Source organism: Cupriavidus yeoncheonensis, from assembly GCF_905397275.1.
Lineage (GTDB): Bacteria > Pseudomonadota > Gammaproteobacteria > Burkholderiales > Burkholderiaceae > Cupriavidus > Cupriavidus yeoncheonensis.
Genome location: NZ_CAJPUY010000002.1, coordinates 375,995 through 397,733 on the forward strand (window position 1 = coordinate 375,995; position 21,739 = coordinate 397,733).

Consider the following 21,739-nt stretch of genomic DNA (forward strand, 5'->3'; position numbering starts at 1 on the left):
TCCTGCGCAACGAATACGAGGAACTCCCATGATCCCGAAGAAATACGGGCCGCAACTGTTCAGCCTGGTGCTGTCGGGGCTGATGTCCCTGATCGTTGCCGGCATCTCGACGTATCGCGCTGTCGGCCTGGTACCGGACTTTGCCGGCATGTGGGTCAGCGCATGGCTGACGGCGTGGCTGGTTGCGTTCCCGGCCGTCCTGCTGGTGACGCCGGTGGCGCGGAGGGCCGTGCAGGCACTCGTCGTGGAGGAGTAACAGCGCAATGGCTGTCACCCATGTCCACCATTCACCTGCCCTTCCACTCCGGTGGCCGCCGGCCTACGAACGCCTCCACGCCTTCGCGGAAGTCTTCGCTGCCATAGCACTGCCGCACCAGGTCATCGGTATCGGCCACCGCCTCCACGGTCTGGCGTCGCAATGACTCCTTCACGACCCGCTGCGTAACCGGCGCCAGCGCGGCGAGCCTGTCGCACAGCGCATTGACCTCGCCGTCCAGCGCCTCCGGCGCATGGACGCCTTCCAGAAAGCCGCACGCCAGCGCCGCATCGGCATCGAGTATCTGCGCGAGCAACAGCATGCGGCGCACGGGCTGCAACCCCCACGCCGCACGCAGCTTGGCGAGGTTCTGTGCCGACAGCGTATTGCCGAGCGTCTTCGCAATCGGCACGCCGAATCTCGCCTTGGGCGTAGCGACACGGAAATCGCATGCGGTGGCGATGGCAAGCCCGCCGCCCACCGCCCACCCTTCGACGACTGCCACGGTGGGCATCGGCAGCCGCTCTACCAGCCCGATGCCCTCGTCGATGCGCGCTTCGTAGTCCACCCCGTCGTCGCCGCCGGAGAACTGCCGGAACTGGGCGATGTCGGTGCCCGCGACAAAGGCCTCGCCGCCCGCGCCGCGCATGACCACCACGCGCGCGCCTGCGTTGCCTTCGGCGCAGAGCGTGCGGCAGTGCGAGGCGAGCTGCTCGTACATGGCCCACGTCATCGCATTGCGCGCCGCCGGGCGGTCGAAGGTCAGCGTGGCAACCTGCCCGTGCATCGTGAGCGTGACCTGCCCTTCGCCGGGCTGGGAGGCTGGGGCACTCATGCGCCGAAGGCGCCGGCCGCCGCCAGCGACTGCTGTTGGTCCCGCGAAATGCCCAGCTCGGCCAGGATTTCCTCCGTATGCTGGCCCAGCAGCGGCGGCGGGCGCCGTACCTGTTGCGGCGTGCCGCCCATCTTCACCGCGAAGCCGATATTCGGCACCTTGCCTTCGATCGGGTGATCGATCTCGATGCGCATCTGGCGGTGCCGGCCGTGCTCGCTGTCGAAGGCCTGCGGATAGGTCAGGATCGGCCCGGCCGGGATTCCGACTTCAAGCAGATGTTCGATCCAGTGGTCGCAGCCCTGGCTGGCGAAGCTTTCCTCCAGCGCGGCGATCAGTTCCTTGCGGTGGTTCAGCCGCAGCGCCACCGTGGCAAAGCGTTCATCGGCCAGCAGGTCCGGACGGTCGATGGTCTTGCACAGCAGCTGCCACAGCTTCTGGTTGGTCGCGCCCATGACGAAGTAGCCGTCGGCGGCCTTCATCGCCTGGTATGGCGCGCTCATGCGGTTGGCCGTGCCCAGCGGTTCGGGCTCGCGGCCGGTGCCCCAATATTCGCAGGTGTCCCACACCGAGAACGCCAGCGCGGAGTCGAACAGCGATGCATCGACATACTGCCCCTTGCCCGTCGCCTTGGCGCCGATATACGCGGACAGCATGCCGTAGGTCGCGAACAGCGCGCAGCCGATGTCGGCCACCGGCACGCCCGCCTTGACCGGCGCACCGCCCGGGTAGCCGGTCACGCTCATCACGCCCGACATGGCCTGCGCCATCAGGTCGAAGCCGGGCCGGCTGGCCCACGGGCCGCTCTGGCCGAAGCCGGAGATGCTGCAGTAGACCAGCTTCGGATTGATCTTGCTGAGCGTCTCGTAGTCAATGCCGAGGCGCTTCATCACGCCCGGGCGATAGTTCTCGACCAGGATGTCGGCCGTCTCCGCCAGCCGATACAGCACCTCGTGGCCCGACTCGGTCTTGAGATCGAGCGTGACGCTGCGCTTGTTGCGGTTCATGTTCAGGAAGCCCATGCTGTCCGGGCCCTTCATCTTGAACCCCATCGCGCCGCGCGTCTGGTCGCCGCCGTCGGGCGGTTCGATCTTGATCACGTCGGCGCCAAGGTCGGCCAGCAGCATGCAGGCATAGGGGCCGGCCATGACCTGGCTGACGTCGAGCACGCGCACGCCGGCCAGCGGCAAGGGGCGAGCGCAAGCCTGGTCGCGGGTATCGGTGAATTCTGTCATCGGGTACTTCCTGGATAAAGAGATCGGGTGACGTGCGAGTGTGCGGCGGCGCTCCGCCATCAGGCCTCTGCCTTCACGCCGGCGTCTTTCACGACCCTGGCCCACTTGCCGGATTCGGACACGATGAAGGCGGCGAACTGCTGGCTCGTTCCGCCGGAGTCCTCGGCGCCGAAGCTCTTGAGCCGCTCGACCACATCGGGCATGGCGAGCACGCGGTTGACGTCCTCGTTCATGCGCTGCACCAGTGCGGGCGCCATGCCCCTGGGGCCCACCAGGCCATACCACGAGGCAGCGTCGAGGCCGGGGAAGCCGGACTCCGCCAGCGTCGGCACATTCGGATGGCTGGCCGCGCGCTTCAGGCGGGTCTGCGCGATGGCGATCACCTTGCCTTGCTGGATGAACGGCGTGGCCGCGGTCATGGTGTCGAAGGCATAGTCGATCTGGCCGCCGAGCAGGTCCGCCACCAGCGGGCCCGAGCCCTTGTACGGCACGTGCACCACGTCGATCTTCGCCTGCATCCGGAACATCTCCAGCGCCAGGTGCTGGGCCGAGCCGATGCCCGATGAACCGAAGGAGATCTTGCCCGGGTTCTTGCGGCACAGCGCCACGATCTCCGACACCGTGCGCACCTTCTGCTCGGGGCGGCAGGTCAGCATATTGGGCGTGACGCCGACCATCGAGATTGGCGAGAAGTCGGTGCGCGGGTCGTACTTGACGTCGAGCAGCGCCGGGGCGATCGCATGGCTGTTCACGTGGGCCATCAGCAGCGTGGTGCCATCGGGCGGCTGCTTGGCGACATAGGCGGCGGCGATTGCGCCGGTCGCGCCCGGCTTGTTCTCCACCAGCACGCTGGTGTTCCACATGACCCCGAGCTTCTGCCCGATGACACGCGCCAGCACATCGGTGCCGCCGCCCGGCGCAAAGCCGACCACGATCCGCACCGGCCCATGCACGTCGGCGGCGGCACGCACGAGGCCCGGCACCGCCAGTCCGGCCGCAGCCGCGAGGATGAATTGTCTGCGCTGCATTGCGTGTCTCCGTCCTGTGTCTGGTAGTTATGGAGCCCATGATGCGCAATGCGCCCGCCGCGGGCTATCGCTATTTGGGGGATTCAGGTTTCGCGTTTTGCGCAAGCACCGCCAGCACGCCCTGCGCAGCCGACGACAGCGCGCCGTGGGGCCGGTGGCACAGCACGAACTGCCGCTGCGCCCGCGGCCCGGCGATGGGCAGCCGGACGAAGCGGCTGCCGGCGGCCACCTCGGCCGCAATCGCCTCCGGCATCACCCCGCCACCCAGGTTCTGCGCCACCAGCGCGGCGATGCTGTCGAAGCCGCCCACCCGCATGCGCATCCGCAGCACGCGGCCGGCCTCCTCCGCCAGCCGCTCCAGCCCGATCGAGATCGCCGAACTCTCGCCGAGCACGATCAGGTCGCAGTCCAGCACGTCGTCCGTCGTGACCTGCCTGCGCCGCGCCAGCGCATGGCCGCGCGCCACCACCAGCACCAGCCGGTCGGTCCGGTACGGCTCGGTCGGCATGTCGATCACGCCGAGGCTGCCTTCGTAGATGCCGATGTCCACGGTGCCGCGGCGCAACGACTGCTGGACTTCCTGGCTGTTCATCTCCTGCAGGTCGATGCGCACGCCCGGGCAGGCGGTGGCGCAGCGCTGGATGTCGAACGGCAGGAACTGGATCACGGCGGACTTGGGCGCCGCCACCCGCACCACGCCCAGGTCGCCGCCGACGAACGACGACGCATCGTCCTGCATGCGCTGGACCGTATGCGTGATGCCACGGGCGTGGGCCAGCAGCGCGCGCCCGGCTTCGGTCAGGGCCATGCCGTGGGGCAGGCGTTCGAACAAGGAGATGCCGAGCTGGGATTCCAGTTCGAGGATGCGGCGGGACGCGGCGGCTGCGGCCAGATGCAGGCGCTCCGCGCCGCGGGTGATGCTGCCCTGGTCGGCAACGGCGATGAAGAGCTGGATGGTGGTGAGGTCGAAATGGAGGCGGGGGCTACGTGAGGAAGCGGAGGACGTCACAGTGGTCTGCGCGCTGTTGGGGCGCGGTTGGGCGCCGTTACGGGGGCGGGCTACAGGTGGATGTCGGCAAATCCATGAGCACCTTGGGAAAAGGCTATCTGTGCCCGCCGATTGTCCGCTCTACGGCCGGCATCAGCAATTGCGGGTTTCCCGCGTCATGCCGATATCAGCGAGGCTTTACATCCGGCCAGCCGTTTTCCCGGCTGTCATCACATAGCGCCGCACCGCGACAACCACCGCATGAACCATGCGAGCCTGGTTCCCCGGGTCACTGACATAGCCCTCGTCAGCCGGATCCACGATGACGCCCGCCTCCAGCAGCACTGCCGGCATCACGGTTTGCCGCAGGACAACAAGGTCGTCGAAGCGGTAGATGCCGATATCGGGCGCCAGCAATTCCCGCGATTCACCCGCGATTGGCTCCGCATGATGCAAGGTCGGCGCCCGGCCCAGCTTGCGCATCTCCTCGCCGAGAACTTGCGCAAAGGCATAGCTTTGCGCGAAGCGCGGATTGCGTTGGGACACGAAGATCGAATAGCCGGCGATGGGCCGCGTAGTCCGATACGCATCGAGATCGCCCGCTGTGACTTTCTCGAGATACTGCAACTGTGCCGAATCGTGATGGATCGACAGGAACAGGTCCGCCTGCCGCGCATTCGCGTACTGGGCGCGCGCTTCCAGTGACACGTTCTCGGTCGGGCCACGGGTCAGGGCCACATCGAACCCGGCCAGCGTGAGCGCCTGGACCAGCTGCGCTGCCAGCCGGTCGTTGTAGAGCACCTCACGGATGCCACGTACACCCAGCGCGCCGCCTTGCGCCGGCGTATGGCCGGGGTCCACCACGATGCGGACCGCGCGCGGGCTGGCAGGCGACTGCGACGCGCAGGCGACGGCCGAAACGCCGGCCGCCAGCCCTGCCAGCACCGCGCGGCGGCCGCGAGAGATCGCCCGCGTCATGGGATCAGTTCCAGGACTTCTTGCTGATCATGTCGTTGCGGCAGGTGCCTGCCTTGCATTCGCGCACGCGGTCGCGCAGGTATTCGGCGCGGTCGCGGTTCACGCGGTAGTTGCAGTCGACATCGATGGCACCGCTGGACTCGCACGACGCGTTGCGGTACTTGATCCATTCCAGCTGGGTGTCCTTCAGCTGCTGCTTCGTGCTGTCTCCGACTAAACCTCGCAGCTCGTTGTAGCTCGCGTTCAGCTCCTTGTCGGATTCGAGGAACAGCCTGGCGAAGCAGTACGTCTTGTCGTAGCTGGTGCGGTACTTGTCGCATTCGTTGGCGGCGTGGGCGGCGACGGGGGCCAGCAGGGCAAGAGTCAGGGCGCAGAGGATGGCTTTCATCGGAATCGGATTGGGAAATGGAAGGACTGTTTGCCGGCGTGCATGCGGTGCCGCGCGGGTCGGACTGAACGGCAGCGCACAGTGTATCTGGTGCAAGGAGCGGCCGCATCCGATGGGGCGGTGGCGCGCCGCGGCACAGATCGATCAGTCAAGCAACAGTGCGATCAATTTGAATCGGAGCATTGTCTTTTTTCTGGGCCTGGCGAGCTTTGAGAGAATTTTGGAATTGGTGGCGTCTATTGCTGCCAAGCACGTCTCCGGGCCGCTTGCGGATAGCTTGCGGCCTGAAAGGCTCGGATGGATTCAGACAGCCAGGATCTCCTTCCCGCCAATCCGGAACACCGCCACCGCCTCTCGCAGCGCCCTCGCCTGTTCCGCCATCGACTGCGTGGCCGCGGATGCCTCCTCGACGAGCGCGGCATTCTGCTGGGTGACCTGATCGAGCTGGCCGACGGCCATATTGACCTGCTCGATACCGTTGCTCTGCTCGCCGGACGCCGCAGCGATCTCGTTCACGAAGCGGGAAACCTGCGCCATCGCGGCAGTCATCTCCTCGATGGTGCCGCCGGCGTTGCCGACCAGCGCATGGCCGGCCGCGACCCGCTCGACCGCCACGTCGATCAGCGCCTTGATCTCGCGCGAGGCCACCGCGCTACGCTGCGCGAGCGTGCGGACTTCATTGGCGACCACGGCGAAGCCGCGCCCCTGCTCGCCGGCGCGCGCCGCCTCGACGGCAGCGTTCAACGCCAGAAGATTGGTCTGGAAGGCAATGCCCTCGATCACGCCGACGATATCGGCCACCTTCGCCGAGCGGTCCGCGATCTCCTGCATGGTGGCAACGACGTCGCCCATCACATCGGCGCTGCGCCGGGCGATGTCGCGGGCGACGGTGGTCTGATGGGATGCCTGTTCGACATTCTCCGCGTTGGTGCGCACGGTGGCGGTCAGCTCGTCCATGCTGGCAGCGGTCTGCTCGAGCGAGGCAGCCTGCTGCTCGGTGCGGGCGGATAGGTCGAAGTTGCCGTTCGCGATCTGGGCGCTGGCCGCAGCCACCCCTTCCGCATTAGTGCGGACCAGGCCAACGACTTCGGACAGGCTGTGCTGCATGTCGCGCAGGGCGTGCATCAGCGCCGCGATTTCGTCCTTGCCGCGCGTGTCGATCTGTGTCGACAGGTCGCCTCTTGCAACGGTCTGGGCGACATTGAGCGCCCGGGACAGCGGCCGGGTCAGCGCGCGGCTGAACAGCATCGCGCCGGCCAGCCCGCAAACAAACGCGGCGAACATCAGGACGTAGCTCAGCGTGGCAGCGCGGCTCGCCGCGGCTGCCGTCTGCGCGGACACAGCCGCAGTGTCCGCGGCGATCAGGCGCGCGGCTTCCTGCAGCAGCCGCGCGGGCTCCCGGTCGACGCCCGCGACCACCCGGTCGCCTGCGGTGGGTTCGAAATCGGCCGCCTTGAATGCCTCGAAGCCGCGACGATACCCCTGGCCCATCGCTTCGTGCGCGCGGTCGAACTGCGTGACCAGCTCCCTGGATTTTCCCTCCGCAAGCCGCTTGCCCAACAGCGCGCCACGTTCGCGGATCTCCGCCTCCCGGGCAACGAATGCGGACCAGTGCTTCTCCAGCCTGGCCGGATCGCGTCCGCGCAGGATCGTGTTCTTCCACTCCTGGATCTGCTCCTTGAAGTCGACGAGCATCGCGGTGACGAGCCGCTCTTCTTCTACACGCTTGAGCACTACGTTGTTGTATTCGTCGATGGAGCTGTTCAGGGTGCTGAGCCCGTATAGCGCGCCGGCGAACATGACGAGCAGCGCTGCGGCGAAGGCCAGCGGAAGTTTGAGTGCGATTTTCATTGCCGGGGGGCTTTTGATGTAGGAGGCGGGGCGCTTGATAGCGGCTGGTATGGCAGGCGTCTTAACGGCATGTGCCGGCGCAAGTTGAGGCGCTGAAGTCAGCGGCGCCATGGATGTGAAATGGGGGCCACATACCATCAAACTGCCTTCGATTCCATCCGGCCCGCCTCTGCGCTACAAGCGCCGCGCTGCGGTCGAAGCCGCACTCCTCGTCACTCTGACGGGATAGCCAGCGTGTTTGCCGCAGGGTCCGTAGCGGGGAGTTTGTACCGCTCTGTATCGCGCCGCGGCGATGACACTCGCGCCGACAAACCGGGCTGGCACGCTCTACGGGCGAGATACATCGGTTTCCTTTAATGCTTTCCAAGGCCAGGCGACGAACTGCAACGATGCGGTTTCCACCGGACCTCTACTCCGCCCATTGCTAAAGGAAATCGATCATGACTACCAACACCGCCAAGCGCTTTGTCCTCGCTATCGCCCTGCTTGCCGCTGCCGCAGGTGCGCAGGCCGCCGGCCTGTCGCACGTTGGCGCACGCGACCCGTTCACCGATGGTGCCCGTGCGGTCAGCGATGCGCGCGACCCGTACACCGAGGGGGCCCGTTCAGTGCAGGAGCCCCGCAGCCCGTATGTCGACGGTGCGCGCAATGTGGACCCGTACTACGACGGCGCTCGCTTCGTGGCCGGGCTGGACCAGAAGTGGCCTTCGGACGCTCCTGCTCGCAATGTCGATCCCTATCTTGACGGCGCCCTGGCGTAACGCCCTGCTCCGTTTGGGAGCGCGACGCAGCCGGGATCGGTGAGGCTTGACTGAACCCGGCGGGATGGTCCGCGTCGCAGTGATCGGTAGTTGAAGATGAACTTGCTGTAGCGGAGGAGGCGGCGGCTGCATACCTTGGGCCAGCCGCCTTCCAGGCAATATCGGTGCCCTCAGGAATAGGTGGGTGCAATGTTCCCGATGCGTCGCAACTGATTGAGGTGCGAGTGAGCCAGGGCCGGCACGGCACAAGCTGGATCAGGCCATCCTCGACGTCTCGCATCGACATCCCACACATCGCCTCAGTCTGCCGCCGATGATGGCTCCCTCCCGCGCTGCTTCCACGCCGGCACGTCATCGCCCTGGTTCAGCGCAGCGTTCATCCACCACAAAACGCCTCTTCGGGAATTAAGAATTGCCGCTTTAAGCGGCAGCTTCCATCGTACGTGCAACGCGCCTTTCGCTGGCGATCTCTCGCGTGCCGGCAAGTCAAGATGGAGACAACGATGCTTGGATACAGGATTGCCAGTGTGTTCATGTCTGGCCTGCTTGCAACAGCGATGGTGGCATCGACCGCCGCCCAGGCCGCGGACGCGTACCCGTCCAGGCCGATTACTCTGGTTGTCCCCTACTCCGCCGGCGGCCCCACCGATGTGGTCTCCCGCTCGCTCGCGGCTGCCATGACACGTGAGCTTGGCCAAAGTGTCATCGTGGAGAACCGCGTCGGCGCCGGCGGCACGGTGGCGGCAGCGTACGTGGCCCGTGCCCAGCCCGACGGATACACCATCCTGATTCACCACAACGGGATGGCGACAGCGCCCGCGCTTTACAAAAAGCTCTCCTACGATCCGCTCAAGGACTTCGAGTACATCGGGCAAGTCGCCGATGTACCCATGACGCTGATGGGCCGCAAAGACCTGCCCGCCTCGACGCTGCCGGAACTGATCCGCTATGTTCGCCAGAACCGCGACAAAGTCTCGCTGGCTAATGCAGGCCTGGGCGCGGTATCGCAATTGTGTGGCCTGCTGTTTGAAGAGTCGGTGCAGACCAGGATGACGGCGGTTCCCTATCCCGGTGCCGGGCCCGCACTTACCGCATTGCTGGGCGGGCAAGTCGACCTGCTGTGCGATCAGACGACTGCGACGCTACCGCAGATCAAGGCTGGTCGAGTGAAGCTCTTCGGCGTCACCACGGCTCAACGGATTGCCGCGCTACCCCAGGCCCCAACGCTTCAGGAAGGCGGCCTCAAAGGCTTCGAGGTCAAGGTCTGGCACGGCATCTATGCGCCGAAGGGCACATCGCCCGGCATCACGAAGCGCATCACGGAGGCTCTGCAGAAGGGACTGCGGGACCCGGCAGTCGTAGCCAAGCTCACCGAATTGGGTGCGCAGATCGTCCCGTTGGACAAACAGACTCCTCAGGGGCTGCAGCAATGGCTGAAGGCCGAGAGCGACAAATGGCAGCCGTTGTTGCGCAACCTGAAAGTTGACGCCGACTGATTCCGTGCATGTGCAAACCGGCGGCCAGTCCCGGTGCGATGACTGGTCTCGCGGGCGGCGCCGACAGCTGCATCAAAAAGGGCAAGAAATCTTAGGCCAGACGCGGGCATGAGGTCGGCCCCTACCCGGCTCCCCGCGGCACTCCGACCGGCGAAAACAACTCCATTCGCGCAGTATCGAATCGCGCGCACTCCGCCTTGAGCCATGTAGAGAAAATGGTCACGCGCCGATCGTCAGGGTTTCGCGAAAGCAATACGTAGCGGGCCGGCGCGCGTACGTGCTTGCCGAAGACATTGACCAGCCGTCCGCTCCTGATCTCGTCATAGACCAGGGCCGTCCGTCCCATGGCCACCCCCTGGTGGTTCAACGCCGCGCTGATGGCAAGGCTCGACAGATTGAACTGCGGCCCCTCCAGATGCGCTATCCATGCCGGGTGAAATGCCTCAAGCCATGTGCGCCATTCCACGAACTCGGCCGCGCCGATCCACGGCGATGCGTCATGCAGCAACACGACGCCGTCGAGCGAAGCGCCATAGGATAACCCGGGATGCCGGGCGAGGTACTCGGGCGTGGCCACTGGAATCAGGTATTCATCCAGTAAGACGTCAGCGTGCAACCGGCTGTAGCGGACCGGGTCGTAACGCACTGCCACGTCAATGTCTTCCGCGTCCATCGCTTGCTTGTCCAGCGACTGGAACTCGGCTTTCAGGCGCACGGACACATCGGGCTGCTCGCGGTGAAACTCGGTCAGGCGCGGCATCAGCCATTGCAGCGCGAACGACGGCAGGCAATTGACCTGCAAAGGCGCGTTTGGCAGGCCGAGTCGCTGAATCGTCTGCTGGATCTCGTGCAGCGCACGCGTGGTCGTCTCGAACAGCGCCTCGCCCTTTGGCGTCAGTTTCAGGTTGCGCGGCTGGCGCACGAAAAGCACGTAGCCGAGACGGTCTTCCAGATGGCGGATCTGCTGGCTCACCGCGCTTTGGGTGAGGCTCAGCGACTCGGCAGCCCTGGTGAAGCTCAGCAGGCGCCCCGCGGCTTCGAAACACCGCAGCGCCCCAAGAACAGAGGAATCGAGCTGCATTTGTATTAGCCTGACTAATGCATACGTTAGAAACGATCGCTATTTTTGCACGACTGCAGCGTCTACGATCACGGCTCATAAAGGAACCCCCTGGAGAAGGACGTAATGGCCACTCTGCCGCTCCCTCGCGATTTATTAGCAAGACTTCAATCGAGACAGCCACTGCTTTGGCTGAATCCGAGGCTGGGGCAATCCCTGCCGGCTTCCGCCCCATCGACGGAAGGGATCGCATCGGCCGAGGCGCGTCTGGCGCGCTGTGCACCGCTCATGGCGACGCTGTTTCCCGAACTGGGGGCGAGCCAAGGGCACGTGGAATCGCAGTTGATGCCGGCTACCGCACTCCAGCATGCGATCTTCGGCAACGATGGCGCCGAAGGTACGTGGTTCATCAAGCGAGACGACGAACTGCCGGTGGCCGGCTCGATCAAGGCACGCGGCGGCTTCCATGAAGTGCTGGCGATTGCCGAATCCATCGCGATCGAGCATGGCATCCTCGACCCGGACGGTGATCGCCGCTTGCTGGCGACGGCGGCAGCGCGCGCGCTGTTCTCGCAGTACTCGGTGACGGTCGGCAGCACCGGCAACCTCGGCCTGAGCATCGGCGTGATGGCGGCCGCTCTCGGATTCGATGCGGTTGTACATATGTCCGCGGACGCCAAGGCGTGGAAGAAGGACCGCCTGCGCAAACGCGGCGTGCGCGTCGTCGAACATGAAGGCGACTACGCTGAAGCCGTGGCGGCTGGCCGCGACCAGGCATTGGCGGCGCCGCGTTGTCATTTCGTTGATGACGAGCGCTCCGCCATGCTCTTCTTCGGATACGCCGCCGCGGCACGCCATCTGGCGCGCCAGCTGGCCGACGCCGGCCGAGTCGTGGATGCCGCGCATCCGCTCTTCGTCTATCTGCCCTGCGGGGTCGGCGGCGCACCCGGTGGTATCACCTACGGGCTCAAGGCACTGTTCGGTGAACATGTGCACTGCTTCTTCGCCGAGCCCGTGGCCTCGCCGTGCGTACTGGTGCAGTTGGCCTCGGGTGCGCAAGCTCCCGTATCCGTCTACGACATCGGCCTGGATAACCGGACCGACGCCGATGGCCTCGCCGTCGGCCAGGCCTCCCATCTGGTCAGCCCGTTGATGGCTTCCCAACTCGCCGGCGTGTTCACCGTCCCCGATGATCAGCTCTACATTCAGTTGCTCGCGCTCAAGGCGTCGATGGGCGTGGAAGTCGAGCCGTCAGCGGCCGCCGGCATCGGAGGCCCGGGCTGGCTGCGCCGCTCGCCCGAGGGCCAGGCGTATGCGCGCGATCACGGATTGCCCATGCACGACGCCACGCATGTGATCTGGGCCACCGGCGGCTCGCTCGTCCCGCCCGAGGAGCTTCGCCGGTTCCAGGATTACGCCGCTACGCTGGCCGGCCATGGGGCTGGCGCGATGCAACAGGCGGTCTGACAGTGCCGCTACGCCACCAGTGCCCGCAACTCGCGCGCCATGGCAGGAGCCACCTGACTGGCGCAACGGGCGAGATTGACTTGCATGGCCGTGGCGGCAACGTCGACAAGGACCGGGTCAATGCTGTAGTCGCGCTGATCCAGCCATACCAGCACATCCAGCAAGTGCCACAGTGTGGTGCTGCCTTCATGCACCGGCGCCGGGAACGACTCGGGATAGCCGATCATCAACTTGCGCATGTTCTGGCGGGACATGCCGACGGCATCGGCGATATCGGTGAGACCCACCAGATCGGGAGCCGCTTCGATCAGCGTGGCGGACGGCATGGCGCGCCGGGCATCGGCAAGGGCGCTCACCATGGCTGCCTTCGCTGAATCTGCCTCGCGGACAAACGACAACGCCACGCGTCCTGGCAGGCCGGTACCCACGAGTGCGTCATCACAGCCCGCCTCGCCCAGGCGTTCGACCAGTACATCGATATCGTGGTCGGCTTGCGACAGCAGGAATCTGAGAGTGAAGGCGTATTCCATGGCTATTTCCCGATCGGCAATGTGTACGGCACCGTCATTCATGTTGATGCAAGCAGTTGTCAACGATCCGCCGGATTGCGTTGGCATGGTTGCCCGGGCTTTTCGGCGTGCTCCAGACGCTGGAGACACAGAACTCGCCGCAGCGGCATTCCTTGTCATTACAGGGGCAGTAGATACGGCCCCAAGCGTGCCCGCTTCCCTTTGCCATCTCGACGCGCCAGCCTTGCGACTCTGCGTGCCTTAGCGCGGCTTCGACTTCCTTCTTCGGGTGCTTGGCGCGGGTCACTGGTACCTCCGATACTAGATGTTCGATGGCAGGTTGTCAAATGACAACCACAGACAAATGCGATCTTTGGGAATCGGAGAATTGTCATTGCGCCGGGCTCGGCGGGCTTTGGGAGGACTCTGGAATTGACAACGTCTATTGCTGCCGCGCAAGGCTCCCGCTAGTTGAAGAGCCGCGTATTAGGCGCCGATTTGCCATTATCATGACGTCACCCTTCGTCACACAATGAGCGAACAGATGAGCGCACCACCTCTTGTTGCCGAATCTCGTGTTGCCGTACTTGTCGACTGCGATAACACGACGCCGGACATACTGGACTACGCCCTTCGCGTTGTGGCTCAGTTTGGACGCGTGGTGCTCCGGCGCGGCTATGGCAATCAGAGCACGCTCGGAAAGACATGGCAGGAAGCGCTGGTTCGGCAGGCCTTTACGCCATGCCTTCAGTATCAATACGCGGCCGGAAAGAACACCGCCGACATTGCGCTGGCCCTGGATGCGCTGGAAGCCATGTTCGATCACCGGGCTGACAAGTTCTGCGTGGTGACCAGCGACTCTGATTTTGCCTATCTCTGCCGTAAGCTCCGAGAGCGTGGCGCGACGGTTTGCATCGTTGGAGAATCCAAGACGCCGGAGGCGTTGCGCAATGCCAGCGACCAGTTCTTCGAGTGGACACCGACCCCAACAACAGTTACCGAGACGGTCGGGGGTGCTCCCATCCAGACGAAGCCAGCTCCGCCAAAGCAGCCTCAAGTCAAACGACGGCCCAGGTTCGTAGTCGAAGCCATCAGTTTGCTTGCCGCCAACACCTCCGAGGGCCGCGTGCATCTCGCTGCGCTGGGGCAGTATCTCAAGCGTACAGATCCCAGCTTCACGCCCCCCAGCTATGGACATTCTGGCCTGGTGGACATGCTGAAGACCTACGACCGTCTCGCCCTGAAGAAGGAGGCCGGCGGTCATTACACCGTTGGACTGGCTGAAATGGGATTGAGCGAAACGAACGCCGCTGCCGCGCCTGCGTTGGCAACCGGCAACTAGCCAGACAGCCTCAACCCGAAGCTCGGCACATGGTCTCGGACTTGCAACGCAGGCGGCGGAAGCTGGCGGCCGCTTGCGACCTGGCGTTGCCGTGCAAGCTGTATCCGCATACCATAACCGGGGCGTCGAAGCCGTCGAGCTGCTGCTTGAGATGATTCGGGGCGGGCTCACACCGGTCACCGCGACGCGACGCGACGCCTGCCGGTGCTGCCGTACATCGTGACGACACATCGACCGGATCGCAATGATTTGGACGACATTGATCGGGGTGCTCACTGCGGAGCTTGATCCACTCTAGCTCGCCTTCCGGCTTGAGTTGAGATCGGTCGCCTCGGCGCCGATCGACACGTTTCAGCGCAGTTTCGAGACCCCTTAGCTGGCGCTCACCATAGTCCGCTCTAGGACGATCGCAGCCACCTGTTATCTCGAGTCAAAAAAAACGGGAGCGATCAGCTCCCATTTCTCATCATCAAAGCAAAACAACAACAACAACAACAACAACTCAATCCCAGCTCAACGCCCCACCCGTCTGATACTCAATGACGCGTGTCTCAAAGAAGTTCCGTTCCTTCTTCAGATCAATCATCTCAGACATCCACGGGAACGGATTCTCCTCGTTCGCAAACAACTGATCCAACCCAATCTGCTGGCAGCGTCGATTGCAGATGAAGCGCAGGTACCCCTTGAACATCGGCGCATTCAGCCCAAGCACGCCGCGCGGCATGGTGTCCTCAGCGTAGCGGTATTCAAGATCCACCGCCTTCTTGAACAGCTCAGTAATCTCAGCCTTGAACTCCGCCGTCCAAAGATGCGGGTTCTCCAGCTTGATCTGGTTGATCAGGTCGATCCCAAAATTGCAGTGCAGCGACTCATCGCGCAGGATGTACTGATACTGCTCGGCAGCCCCAGTCATCTTGTTCTGGCGGCCCATCGCCAGGATCTGCGTAAAGCCCACATAGAAGAACAGCCCTTCCATGATGCAGGCGAAGACGATCAGGCTCTTCAGCAGCTTCTGGTCGTTCTCCGGCGTGCCGGTCTTGAACGACGGGTCGGTCAGCGTGTCGATGAACGGGATCAGGAACTCGTCCTTGTCGCGGATCGACTGCACTTCGTGGTACGCGTTGAAGATCTCGGCTTCGTTCAGGCCCAGCGATTCAACGATGTACTGGTAGGCGTGCGTGTGGATGGCCTCTTCAAAGGCCTGGCGCAGCAGGTACTGGCGGCATTCCGGCGCGGTGATCTGGCGGTAGGTGCCCAGCACGATGTTGTTGGCGGCCAGCGAGTCGGCGGTGACGAAGAAGCCGAGGTTGCGCTTGATGATGCGGCGCTCGTCCTCGGTCAGGCCGTTGGGGTCTTTCCACAGGGCGATGTCGCGGGACATGTTGATTTCCTGCGGCATCCAGTGGTTGGCGCAGCCGGCCAGGTACTTTTCCCATGCCCACTTGTACTTGAACGGGACGAGCTGGTTGACGTCGGTCGAGCCATTGATGACGCGCTTGTCGGCGGCGTTGACGCGGCGGTTGCTCTGCGCGGCGGCGGCGTTGGGATTGTTGCCCAGGATGCCGGCTTGCGTGGCGTCCGGCGGCAGCACGCCTTGCTGGTCGACCGTGGCAGCGACGGCAGCGGGTTGCAGGGCAGGCTGCGGTGCGGCCTGCGGGGTGGCTTGAACGTCGTCGTCCCAGCTCAGCATGATGTGGTTCTCCGTGATTCGGTGTTGGGGGCGGCGGTTGGTCAGTGTTTTGACTTTTCACTTCGTGGTGGCGCCGGCCCTCTCCCCCGGCCCCTCTCCCGCATGCGGGAGAGGGGAGGAACCGAGGGGTCAGGTAAGACTTACTGGCAGGCTTCGCACTCTTCAAACCCAGGGTCACCCGGGCGCATCGTGCAGACCGCGCCTTCGGCTTCCGGCATGGCCGGGGCCGATGCGGCGGCGGCGTCCAGGCCGGAGCCGCTGTCGCTGCCCGACGACACCGCGTTCAGCGAACCGCGCGACACGGTGGACTTCTCCACGTGCGTGGCAGCCATGGTGCGCAGGTAGTACGTGGTCTTCAGGCCGCGCAGCCAGGCTTGCTTGTAGGTGTCGTCCAGCTTCTTGCCCGAGGCGCCGGCCATGTAGATGTTCAGGGACTGGGCCTGGTCGATCCACTTCTGGCGGCGGCTGGCGGCTTCCACCAGCCAGCTCGGCTCGACTTCGAACGCGGTGGCGTAGATGTCGCGCAGGTCTTGCGGAATGCGGTCGATGCGCGACAGCGAGCCGTCGAAGTACTTCAGGTCGGCGACCATCACTTCGTCCCACAGGCCGCGTTCCTTCAGGTCGCGCACCAGGTAGTCATTGACCACGGTGAACTCGCCCGACAGGTTGGACTTGACGTACAGGTTCTGGAACGTCGGCTCGATGCACGCGGACACGCCGATGATGTTCGAGATCGTCGCGGTCGGCGCGATCGCGATGCAGTTCGAGTTGCGCATGCCGTGCTGCTTGATGCGGGCGCGCAGGCCGGTCCAGTCCATGCTGCTGGACATGTCGACTTCCAGGTAGCCGCCGCGCTCTTCGGCCAGCAGCTTGAGCGAGTCCTGCGGCAGGATGCCGCGGTCCCACAGCGAGCCGGTGTAGGTCTCGTAGCGGCCACGCTCTTCGGCCAGTTCGGTGGAGGCCTGGTAGGCGTAGTAGCACACGGCTTCCATCGAGGTGTCGGCGAACTTCACCGCGGCGTCGCTGGAGTACGGCGTGCGCAGCACGTGCAGGCAGTCCTGGAAGCCCATGATGCCCATGCCGACCGGACGGTGGCGCAGGTTGGAGTTGCGGGCCTTCTCGACAGCGTAGTAGTTGATGTCGATGACGTTATCCAGCATCCGCATGGCGGTGCGGATGGTCTTCTGCAGCTTGGCGTGGTCGAGCGCGTACGAACCGTCGGCCTGCTTGGCCAGGTGGGCCACCAGGTTCACGGAACCCAGGTTGCACACGGCGATTTCGCTGTCGTTCGTATTCAGCGTGATTTCCGTGCACAGGTTGGAGCTGTGGACGACGCCGACGTGCTGCTGCGGGCTGCGGATATTGCAAGGATCCTTGAAGGTGATCCACGGGTGGCCGGTTTCGAACAGCATGCCCAGCATCTTGCGCCAGAGCTGCATGGCCGGAACCTTCTTGAACAGCTTCAGTTCGCCGTTGGCGGCCTTGGCTTCGTAGCCCAGGTAGGCCTGCTCGAACGCCTTTCCGACCTTGTCGTGCAGGTCCGGGCAGGTGGACGGCGAGAACAGCGTCCACTCGCCGTTTTCCATCACGCGCTTCATGAACAGGTCCGGAATCCAGTTGGCCGTGTTCATGTCGTGGGTGCGGCGGCGGTCGTCGCCGGTGTTCTTGCGCAGCTCCAGGAATTCTTCGATGTCCAGGTGCCACGTTTCCAGGTAGGCGCAGACGGCGCCCTTGCGCTTGCCACCCTGGTTCACTGCCACGGCGGTGTCGTTCACCACCTTCAGGAACGGCACCACGCCCTGCGACTTGCCGTTGGTGCCCTTGATGTGCGAGCCCAGTGCGCGCACGTTGGTCCAGTCATTGCCCAGGCCGCCGGCGAACTTGGACAGCAGCGCGTTTTCCTTGAGCGCTTCGTAGATGCCTTCCAGGTCGTCCGAGACGGTGGTCAGGTAGCACGACGACAGCTGCGAGCGCTGGGTGCCCGAGTTGAACAGGGTCGGCGTGGACGACATGAAGTCGAACGACGACAGCAGCTGGTAGAACTCGATGGCGCGCGCTTCGCGGTCGGCTTCGTTGAGGGCCAGGCCCATGGCGACGCGCATGAAGAATGCCTGCGGCATCTCGATGCGGGTCTCGTCGATGTGCAGGAAGTAGCGGTCATACAGCGTCTGCAGGCCGAGGTAGTTGAACTGGAAGTCGCGGCCGGCGTCCAGCGCGGCGCCCAGGCGGGCCAGGTCGAAGGTGGCCAGCTTTTCGTCCAGCAGCTCGGCGGCGATACCGCGGGCGATGAACTTGGGGAAGTACTCGGCGTAACGCGTGGTCATTTCGGCCTGCGTCACTTCGGCACCCAGGATTTCCTTGCGGATGGTGTGCAGCAGGATACGGGCGGTGACCTGGCTGTAGTCCGGGTCCTTTTCGATCAGGGTACGCGCGGCCAGGATGGCGGAGTCGTACACCTGCGTCATCGGCACGCCTTCGTACAGGTTCTTCAGCGTTTCCTTCAGGATCGGCTCGGCGCTGACGGCCTTGCCCAGGCCGGCGCAGGCGTTGTCGAGCAGGGCATGCAGGGCCGCCACGTCCAGCGGCTTGCTCACGCCGGCGTCGCTCACGTTGACCTGGATGCTGGCTTCCTGCGCGCGGGCCACGACCTGCGCGCTGGCGCTGGCGCGCTCCTGGGCGCGCTTTTCGCGGTACAGCACGTAGGAACGGGCCACTTCGTGCTCGCCCGAGCGCATCAGGGCCAGTTCGACGTGGTCCTGCACGTCTTCGATATGGATGGCACCACCGCTCGGGCGGCTGCGCACCAGCGCGCGCACCACGTTCTGCGTCAGTTGCTCGACGATCTCGCGCACGCGCGCGGAAGCGGCGCCCTGCCCGCCGTTCACGGCGAGGAAGGCCTTGGTCATGGCGACGTTGATCTTGGACGGCTCGAACGCCACCACGGCGCCGTTACGGCGGATGATCTTGTAATCCTGGTAGTTCGTCGTGCCGGCTTGGGCGGCGGGGGCCTGTTGCTCGGTACCTGCAATACCGGCGGCGCCCGCTGCGCCCGTGGTGATTTCGTTCTGGGCCGTCTGCATAAGAACTCCTGTCTTTTTTAGCCTGTTTTAAGAGACAAAAGAGTCCCTGGCGAAATGGGCTGCGAAAGCGTCCTGCCGTGCGTAGGCGGCGGCGGGACTGACTGCCTTTTGCGAAACATTTCGCCAGGGACTCTTGTGATGCGCCGGCCCCACATCAGGGTTTCAACCACTATCGCCACGTCTGCGACAGCGCCCCTCACTGCTAGGCCAGCTCCCCGGTTGAACTACTAGATATAGTGGTCACTGCGGAAAACTGGGCTAAGTATAGTGAAACAAATCCGAATGACCAGTCTTGACAAGCGTGCTTGCGACACGCTGATGACATGTGCGGCAGCGCCACATTCCCGGGAACCGCGCTACGACAAGGGATCGCGCCAAGTCGTTCGCAAACGCACATTTTTTGGAAATTTTTTTTATCCGTGCGACGTGCCCGATAGCCCCACACCAGCGTGGGGACCTGGCATGTGACATCGTGCCGACATGGTGCCGTGGCAGCCCCTTGGCGGCCCGCGGAGCACCTTAACTGTGCGGGGGGCGGAAGGGTAACAGGTTTTGTGGAACGTCGGCGAGACGCGCGAAACGGTCCCAGTCGAAGTGCGGTCCGGGGTCGGTCTTGCGGCCCGGAGCGATGTCACTGTGGCCGGCAATCGCCTGCACCGGCAAAGCGGCGCGCAGGGCCTTTACCAGCGTGGCGGTGGTGGCGTACTGCGCGGCGGTGAATGGCAGGTCGTCAGAGCCTTCGATCTCGATGCCGACCGAGAAGTCGTTGCAGCGGCCCCGGCCGAAGAAGTCGGACTGTCCCGCGTGCCAGGCCCGCTTGCCGCACGGCACGAATTGCACGAGTTCCCCATCGCGCCGGACCAGGAAGTGGGCGGATACCTGCACCTGGTGGATGGTGGCGAAGAACGGGTGGCGGTCGGGGTCGAGCCGGTTCTGGAAGAAGGCTTCTATGTCGCCGCTGCCGAACTGGCCGGGCGGCAGGCTGATGTTGTGCAGCACCACCAGGTCGACTGGCATGCCCGCGGGCCGCTCGTCGAAATTGGGCGATGGCACGCGGCGCGCGGCCGGCACCCAGCCTTCGGCGTCCGGCAGGAAGCTGGCCGGGACAGGGCCGGAAGCCGGGGCCGTCATGCCGCGCCCTCGCCTTCGTCGCGATCGTCGCGTTCGTCGCGTTCATCACGCCCGTCGCGGATGCCAAGTTGCTGGATGCGGTAGCGCAGCTGGCGCAGGTTCAGGCCCAGCAGCGGCGCGGCCGCCGTGCGGTTGAAGCTGGTCTGCGCCAGCGCCTGCAGGATGATCTCGCGCTCGACATTCTCGAGCCGGGCCTGCAGGTCGATCGGAAACGCCACGCCACGGCAGGCACGCTCGGCGGCATCGGGCAGTTCCGCAGCCACGGCTACGGCTTGCGGCTCCGGCGCGGCCGCGGTCTGTTGCGACACGACCGGTGCGGTCTGCGCGGGCATGGGGACCGGGGCGGGCTCGGCGGGCATGATCCCTGTCGGCACCCAGCCGCCGGCCCACGGCGTGTACGGAGTCAGCGGCGACGGCGACGCACGCAGCGCCGCGCGTTCCATATTGGCGTCGAGCGGGCCGAGGTCGGCCACCTGGATGTCTTCGGCCTCGGCAAACGCGTAGGCGCGTTCGAGCAGGTTTTCGAGCTCGCGCACATTGCCCGGGAACGGATAGGCCACCAGCCGCTCCAGCGCGGCCTGCGACAGACGGCGCGGGCGCGGGTCGCCGTAGCGCACGGCCAGGTGTTCGAGGATGGCGCGTGCAAGCACGGGGATATCCTCTGCACGCTCGCGCAGCGTCGGCATGCGCAGTTCGAGCACATTGAGCCGGTAGTACAAGTCCTGGCGGAACTGGCCGGCCGAGACCATGGCGGCGAGGTCCTTGTGGCTCGCGCACATCACGCGCACATCGACGGCGTCTTCGCGGCTGGCGCCGATCTTGCGCACGCGGCGCTCCTGCAGCGCGCGCAGCAGCTTGACCTGCATGGCCAGCGGCAGGTCGGCCACCTCGTCGAGCAGCAGCGTGCCGCCGTTGGCGGACTGGAAGAAGCCGCCGCGCTCGCCGTCCGCGCCGGTGAACGCGCCTTTGACATGGCCGAAGAACTCGGACTCCATCAGGTTTTCGGGGATGGCGCCGCAGTTCACCGCCACGAACGGATGCGCGGCGCGCGCGCTGGTGGCATGGATGGCGCGCGCGGCGCGCTCCTTGCCGCTGCCCGATTCGCCGCTGATCACCACCGGCGCCATGCTGCGCGCCAGCCGCGAGAGCGAGCGGCGCACCTCCTGCATGGCCGGCGAGTGGCCGGGCAGCAGCGCGGCGGCGCGGTCGGCGGCCAGGCTGGCTTCGGCACTGGCGGCAGCGTCCTGGTCTTCACGCGGCGGCTGCCGCCCCAGCGCGTTCATCACCAGGCTGCGCAGCTGGTCCAGCGACACCGGCTTGGCGATGTAGTCGAATGCGCCGGCCTTGAGCGCTTCGACGGCGTTGTCGGCGCTGCCGTAGGCGGTGATGACGGCCACGGGCACGCGTTCCGGCGCGGCTGAAAGCTGCCGCACGATCTCGATGCCCAGGCCATCGCCCAGGCGCATGTCGGTCAGCACCAGGCTGTAGCGGCATTGCGCCAGCTTCTCGCGCGCTTCGGCCAGCGAGCCGGCCAGCACCACGTCATGCCCCATGCGGCGGATGGAAATATCGAGCAGCTCGCGCAGGTCTGCCTCGTCATCGATGACGAGGATGGGATCAGGGCCGGGCGTTCTGGGTGGCATGGAG

General features: G+C 65.0%; 19 protein-coding genes. 5 read left to right on the plus strand and 14 right to left on the minus strand.

The window, feature by feature from the left end:
• The first annotated feature begins 28 nt into the window (after positions 1-28).
• The gene (locus KHO22_RS04015) at positions 29-256 is read left to right on the plus strand and encodes a DUF2798 domain-containing protein (protein WP_211945805.1); all 228 of its coding nucleotides are present in this window, start codon (positions 29-31) and stop codon (positions 254-256) included.
• Between the two features lie 31 nt (positions 257-287).
• Here the strand turns inward: KHO22_RS04015 and KHO22_RS04020 are convergent, their stop codons facing one another.
• The 7 genes from KHO22_RS04020 to KHO22_RS04050 form a co-directional block, all read right to left on the minus strand.
• Entirely contained in the window at positions 288-1,091 is an 804-nt protein-coding gene (locus KHO22_RS04020) for an enoyl-CoA hydratase/isomerase family protein (protein WP_211945806.1), read from the minus strand.
• A complete protein-coding gene (locus KHO22_RS04025; RefSeq protein WP_211945807.1) occupies positions 1,088-2,323 on the minus strand; it encodes a CaiB/BaiF CoA transferase family protein in 1,236 nt (411 codons plus the stop codon). The genes KHO22_RS04020 and KHO22_RS04025 overlap by 4 nt, the downstream gene beginning before the upstream one ends.
• Before the next feature lie 59 nt (positions 2,324-2,382).
• Complete coding sequence (locus KHO22_RS04030; protein WP_211945808.1) at positions 2,383-3,351, minus strand: Bug family tripartite tricarboxylate transporter substrate binding protein; 969 nt, start codon at positions 3,349-3,351, stop codon at positions 2,383-2,385.
• A gap of 70 nt (positions 3,352-3,421) precedes the next feature.
• Complete coding sequence (locus KHO22_RS04035) at positions 3,422-4,360, minus strand: LysR family transcriptional regulator (RefSeq protein WP_211945809.1); 939 nt, start codon at positions 4,358-4,360, stop codon at positions 3,422-3,424.
• A gap of 177 nt (positions 4,361-4,537) precedes the next feature.
• A complete protein-coding gene (locus tag KHO22_RS04040; RefSeq protein WP_211945810.1) occupies positions 4,538-5,317 on the minus strand; it encodes an N-acetylmuramoyl-L-alanine amidase in 780 nt (259 codons plus the stop codon).
• A gap of 4 nt (positions 5,318-5,321) precedes the next feature.
• Positions 5,322-5,705, minus strand: coding sequence for a lysozyme inhibitor LprI family protein (locus KHO22_RS04045; protein ID WP_230426736.1), 384 nt, complete (start codon positions 5,703-5,705; stop codon positions 5,322-5,324).
• A gap of 303 nt (positions 5,706-6,008) precedes the next feature.
• Positions 6,009-7,556, minus strand: coding sequence for a methyl-accepting chemotaxis protein (locus KHO22_RS04050; RefSeq protein ID WP_211945898.1), 1,548 nt, complete (start codon positions 7,554-7,556; stop codon positions 6,009-6,011).
• A gap of 440 nt (positions 7,557-7,996) precedes the next feature.
• Between KHO22_RS04050 and KHO22_RS04055 the strand changes: the two genes are divergently transcribed.
• Together KHO22_RS04055 and KHO22_RS04060 are read left to right on the plus strand one after the other, a co-directional pair.
• Positions 7,997-8,317: a hydroxyquinol 1,2-dioxygenase gene (locus KHO22_RS04055; RefSeq protein ID WP_211945811.1), complete on the plus strand. Its 321-nt coding sequence runs from the start codon at positions 7,997-7,999 to the stop codon at positions 8,315-8,317.
• Between the two features lie 533 nt (positions 8,318-8,850).
• The gene (locus KHO22_RS04060; protein ID WP_230426739.1) at positions 8,851-9,813 is read left to right on the plus strand and encodes a tripartite tricarboxylate transporter substrate-binding protein; all 963 of its coding nucleotides are present in this window, start codon (positions 8,851-8,853) and stop codon (positions 9,811-9,813) included.
• Positions 9,814-9,934: 121 nt separating this feature from the next.
• Here the strand turns inward: KHO22_RS04060 and KHO22_RS04065 are convergent, their stop codons facing one another.
• Positions 9,935-10,900 carry a LysR substrate-binding domain-containing protein gene (locus tag KHO22_RS04065; protein ID WP_211945899.1) on the minus strand — a complete coding sequence of 322 codons (966 nt, stop codon included), beginning with the start codon at positions 10,898-10,900 and terminating at the stop codon, positions 9,935-9,937.
• A 99-nt stretch (positions 10,901-10,999) separates the two neighbouring features.
• On the opposite strand from KHO22_RS04065, the gene KHO22_RS04070 reads away from it, so the two are divergent.
• Positions 11,000-12,340 carry a D-serine ammonia-lyase gene (locus KHO22_RS04070; RefSeq protein ID WP_211945813.1) on the plus strand — a complete coding sequence of 447 codons (1,341 nt, stop codon included), beginning with the start codon at positions 11,000-11,002 and terminating at the stop codon, positions 12,338-12,340.
• 8 nt (positions 12,341-12,348) lie between these two features.
• Here the strand turns inward: KHO22_RS04070 and KHO22_RS04075 are convergent, their stop codons facing one another.
• Together KHO22_RS04075 and KHO22_RS04080 are read right to left on the minus strand one after the other, a co-directional pair.
• Positions 12,349-12,870 (minus strand): helix-turn-helix transcriptional regulator, encoded by a 522-nt coding sequence (locus KHO22_RS04075; protein ID WP_211945814.1) that lies wholly within the window; start codon positions 12,868-12,870, stop codon positions 12,349-12,351.
• 34 nt (positions 12,871-12,904) lie between these two features.
• Positions 12,905-13,156, minus strand: a complete 252-nt coding sequence (locus tag KHO22_RS04080) for a hypothetical protein (protein WP_211945815.1) — start codon at positions 13,154-13,156, stop codon at positions 12,905-12,907.
• A gap of 237 nt (positions 13,157-13,393) precedes the next feature.
• Here KHO22_RS04080 and KHO22_RS04085 point away from each other — a divergent pair, with 237 nt between their 5' ends.
• Positions 13,394-14,191, plus strand: a complete 798-nt coding sequence (locus tag KHO22_RS04085; RefSeq protein WP_211945816.1) for an NYN domain-containing protein — start codon at positions 13,394-13,396, stop codon at positions 14,189-14,191.
• A 502-nt stretch (positions 14,192-14,693) separates the two neighbouring features.
• Here the strand turns inward: KHO22_RS04085 and KHO22_RS04090 are convergent.
• The 4 genes from KHO22_RS04090 to KHO22_RS04105 all read right to left on the minus strand — a co-directional run bounded on the left by KHO22_RS04090 (position 14,694) and on the right by KHO22_RS04105 (position 21,735).
• Complete coding sequence (locus KHO22_RS04090) at positions 14,694-15,881, minus strand: ribonucleotide-diphosphate reductase subunit beta (protein ID WP_211945817.1); 1,188 nt, start codon at positions 15,879-15,881, stop codon at positions 14,694-14,696.
• A 140-nt stretch (positions 15,882-16,021) separates the two neighbouring features.
• The gene (locus KHO22_RS04095) at positions 16,022-18,961 is read right to left on the minus strand and encodes a ribonucleoside-diphosphate reductase subunit alpha (protein WP_211945818.1); all 2,940 of its coding nucleotides are present in this window, start codon (positions 18,959-18,961) and stop codon (positions 16,022-16,024) included.
• A gap of 519 nt (positions 18,962-19,480) precedes the next feature.
• Complete coding sequence (gene ampD, locus KHO22_RS04100; RefSeq protein WP_211945819.1) at positions 19,481-20,092, minus strand: 1,6-anhydro-N-acetylmuramyl-L-alanine amidase AmpD; 612 nt, start codon at positions 20,090-20,092, stop codon at positions 19,481-19,483.
• Complete coding sequence (locus KHO22_RS04105) at positions 20,089-21,735, minus strand: sigma-54-dependent transcriptional regulator (protein ID WP_211945820.1); 1,647 nt, start codon at positions 21,733-21,735, stop codon at positions 20,089-20,091. Before KHO22_RS04105 ends, ampD begins: the two co-directional genes overlap by 4 nt.
• Between the last annotated feature and the right edge of the window lie 4 nt (positions 21,736-21,739).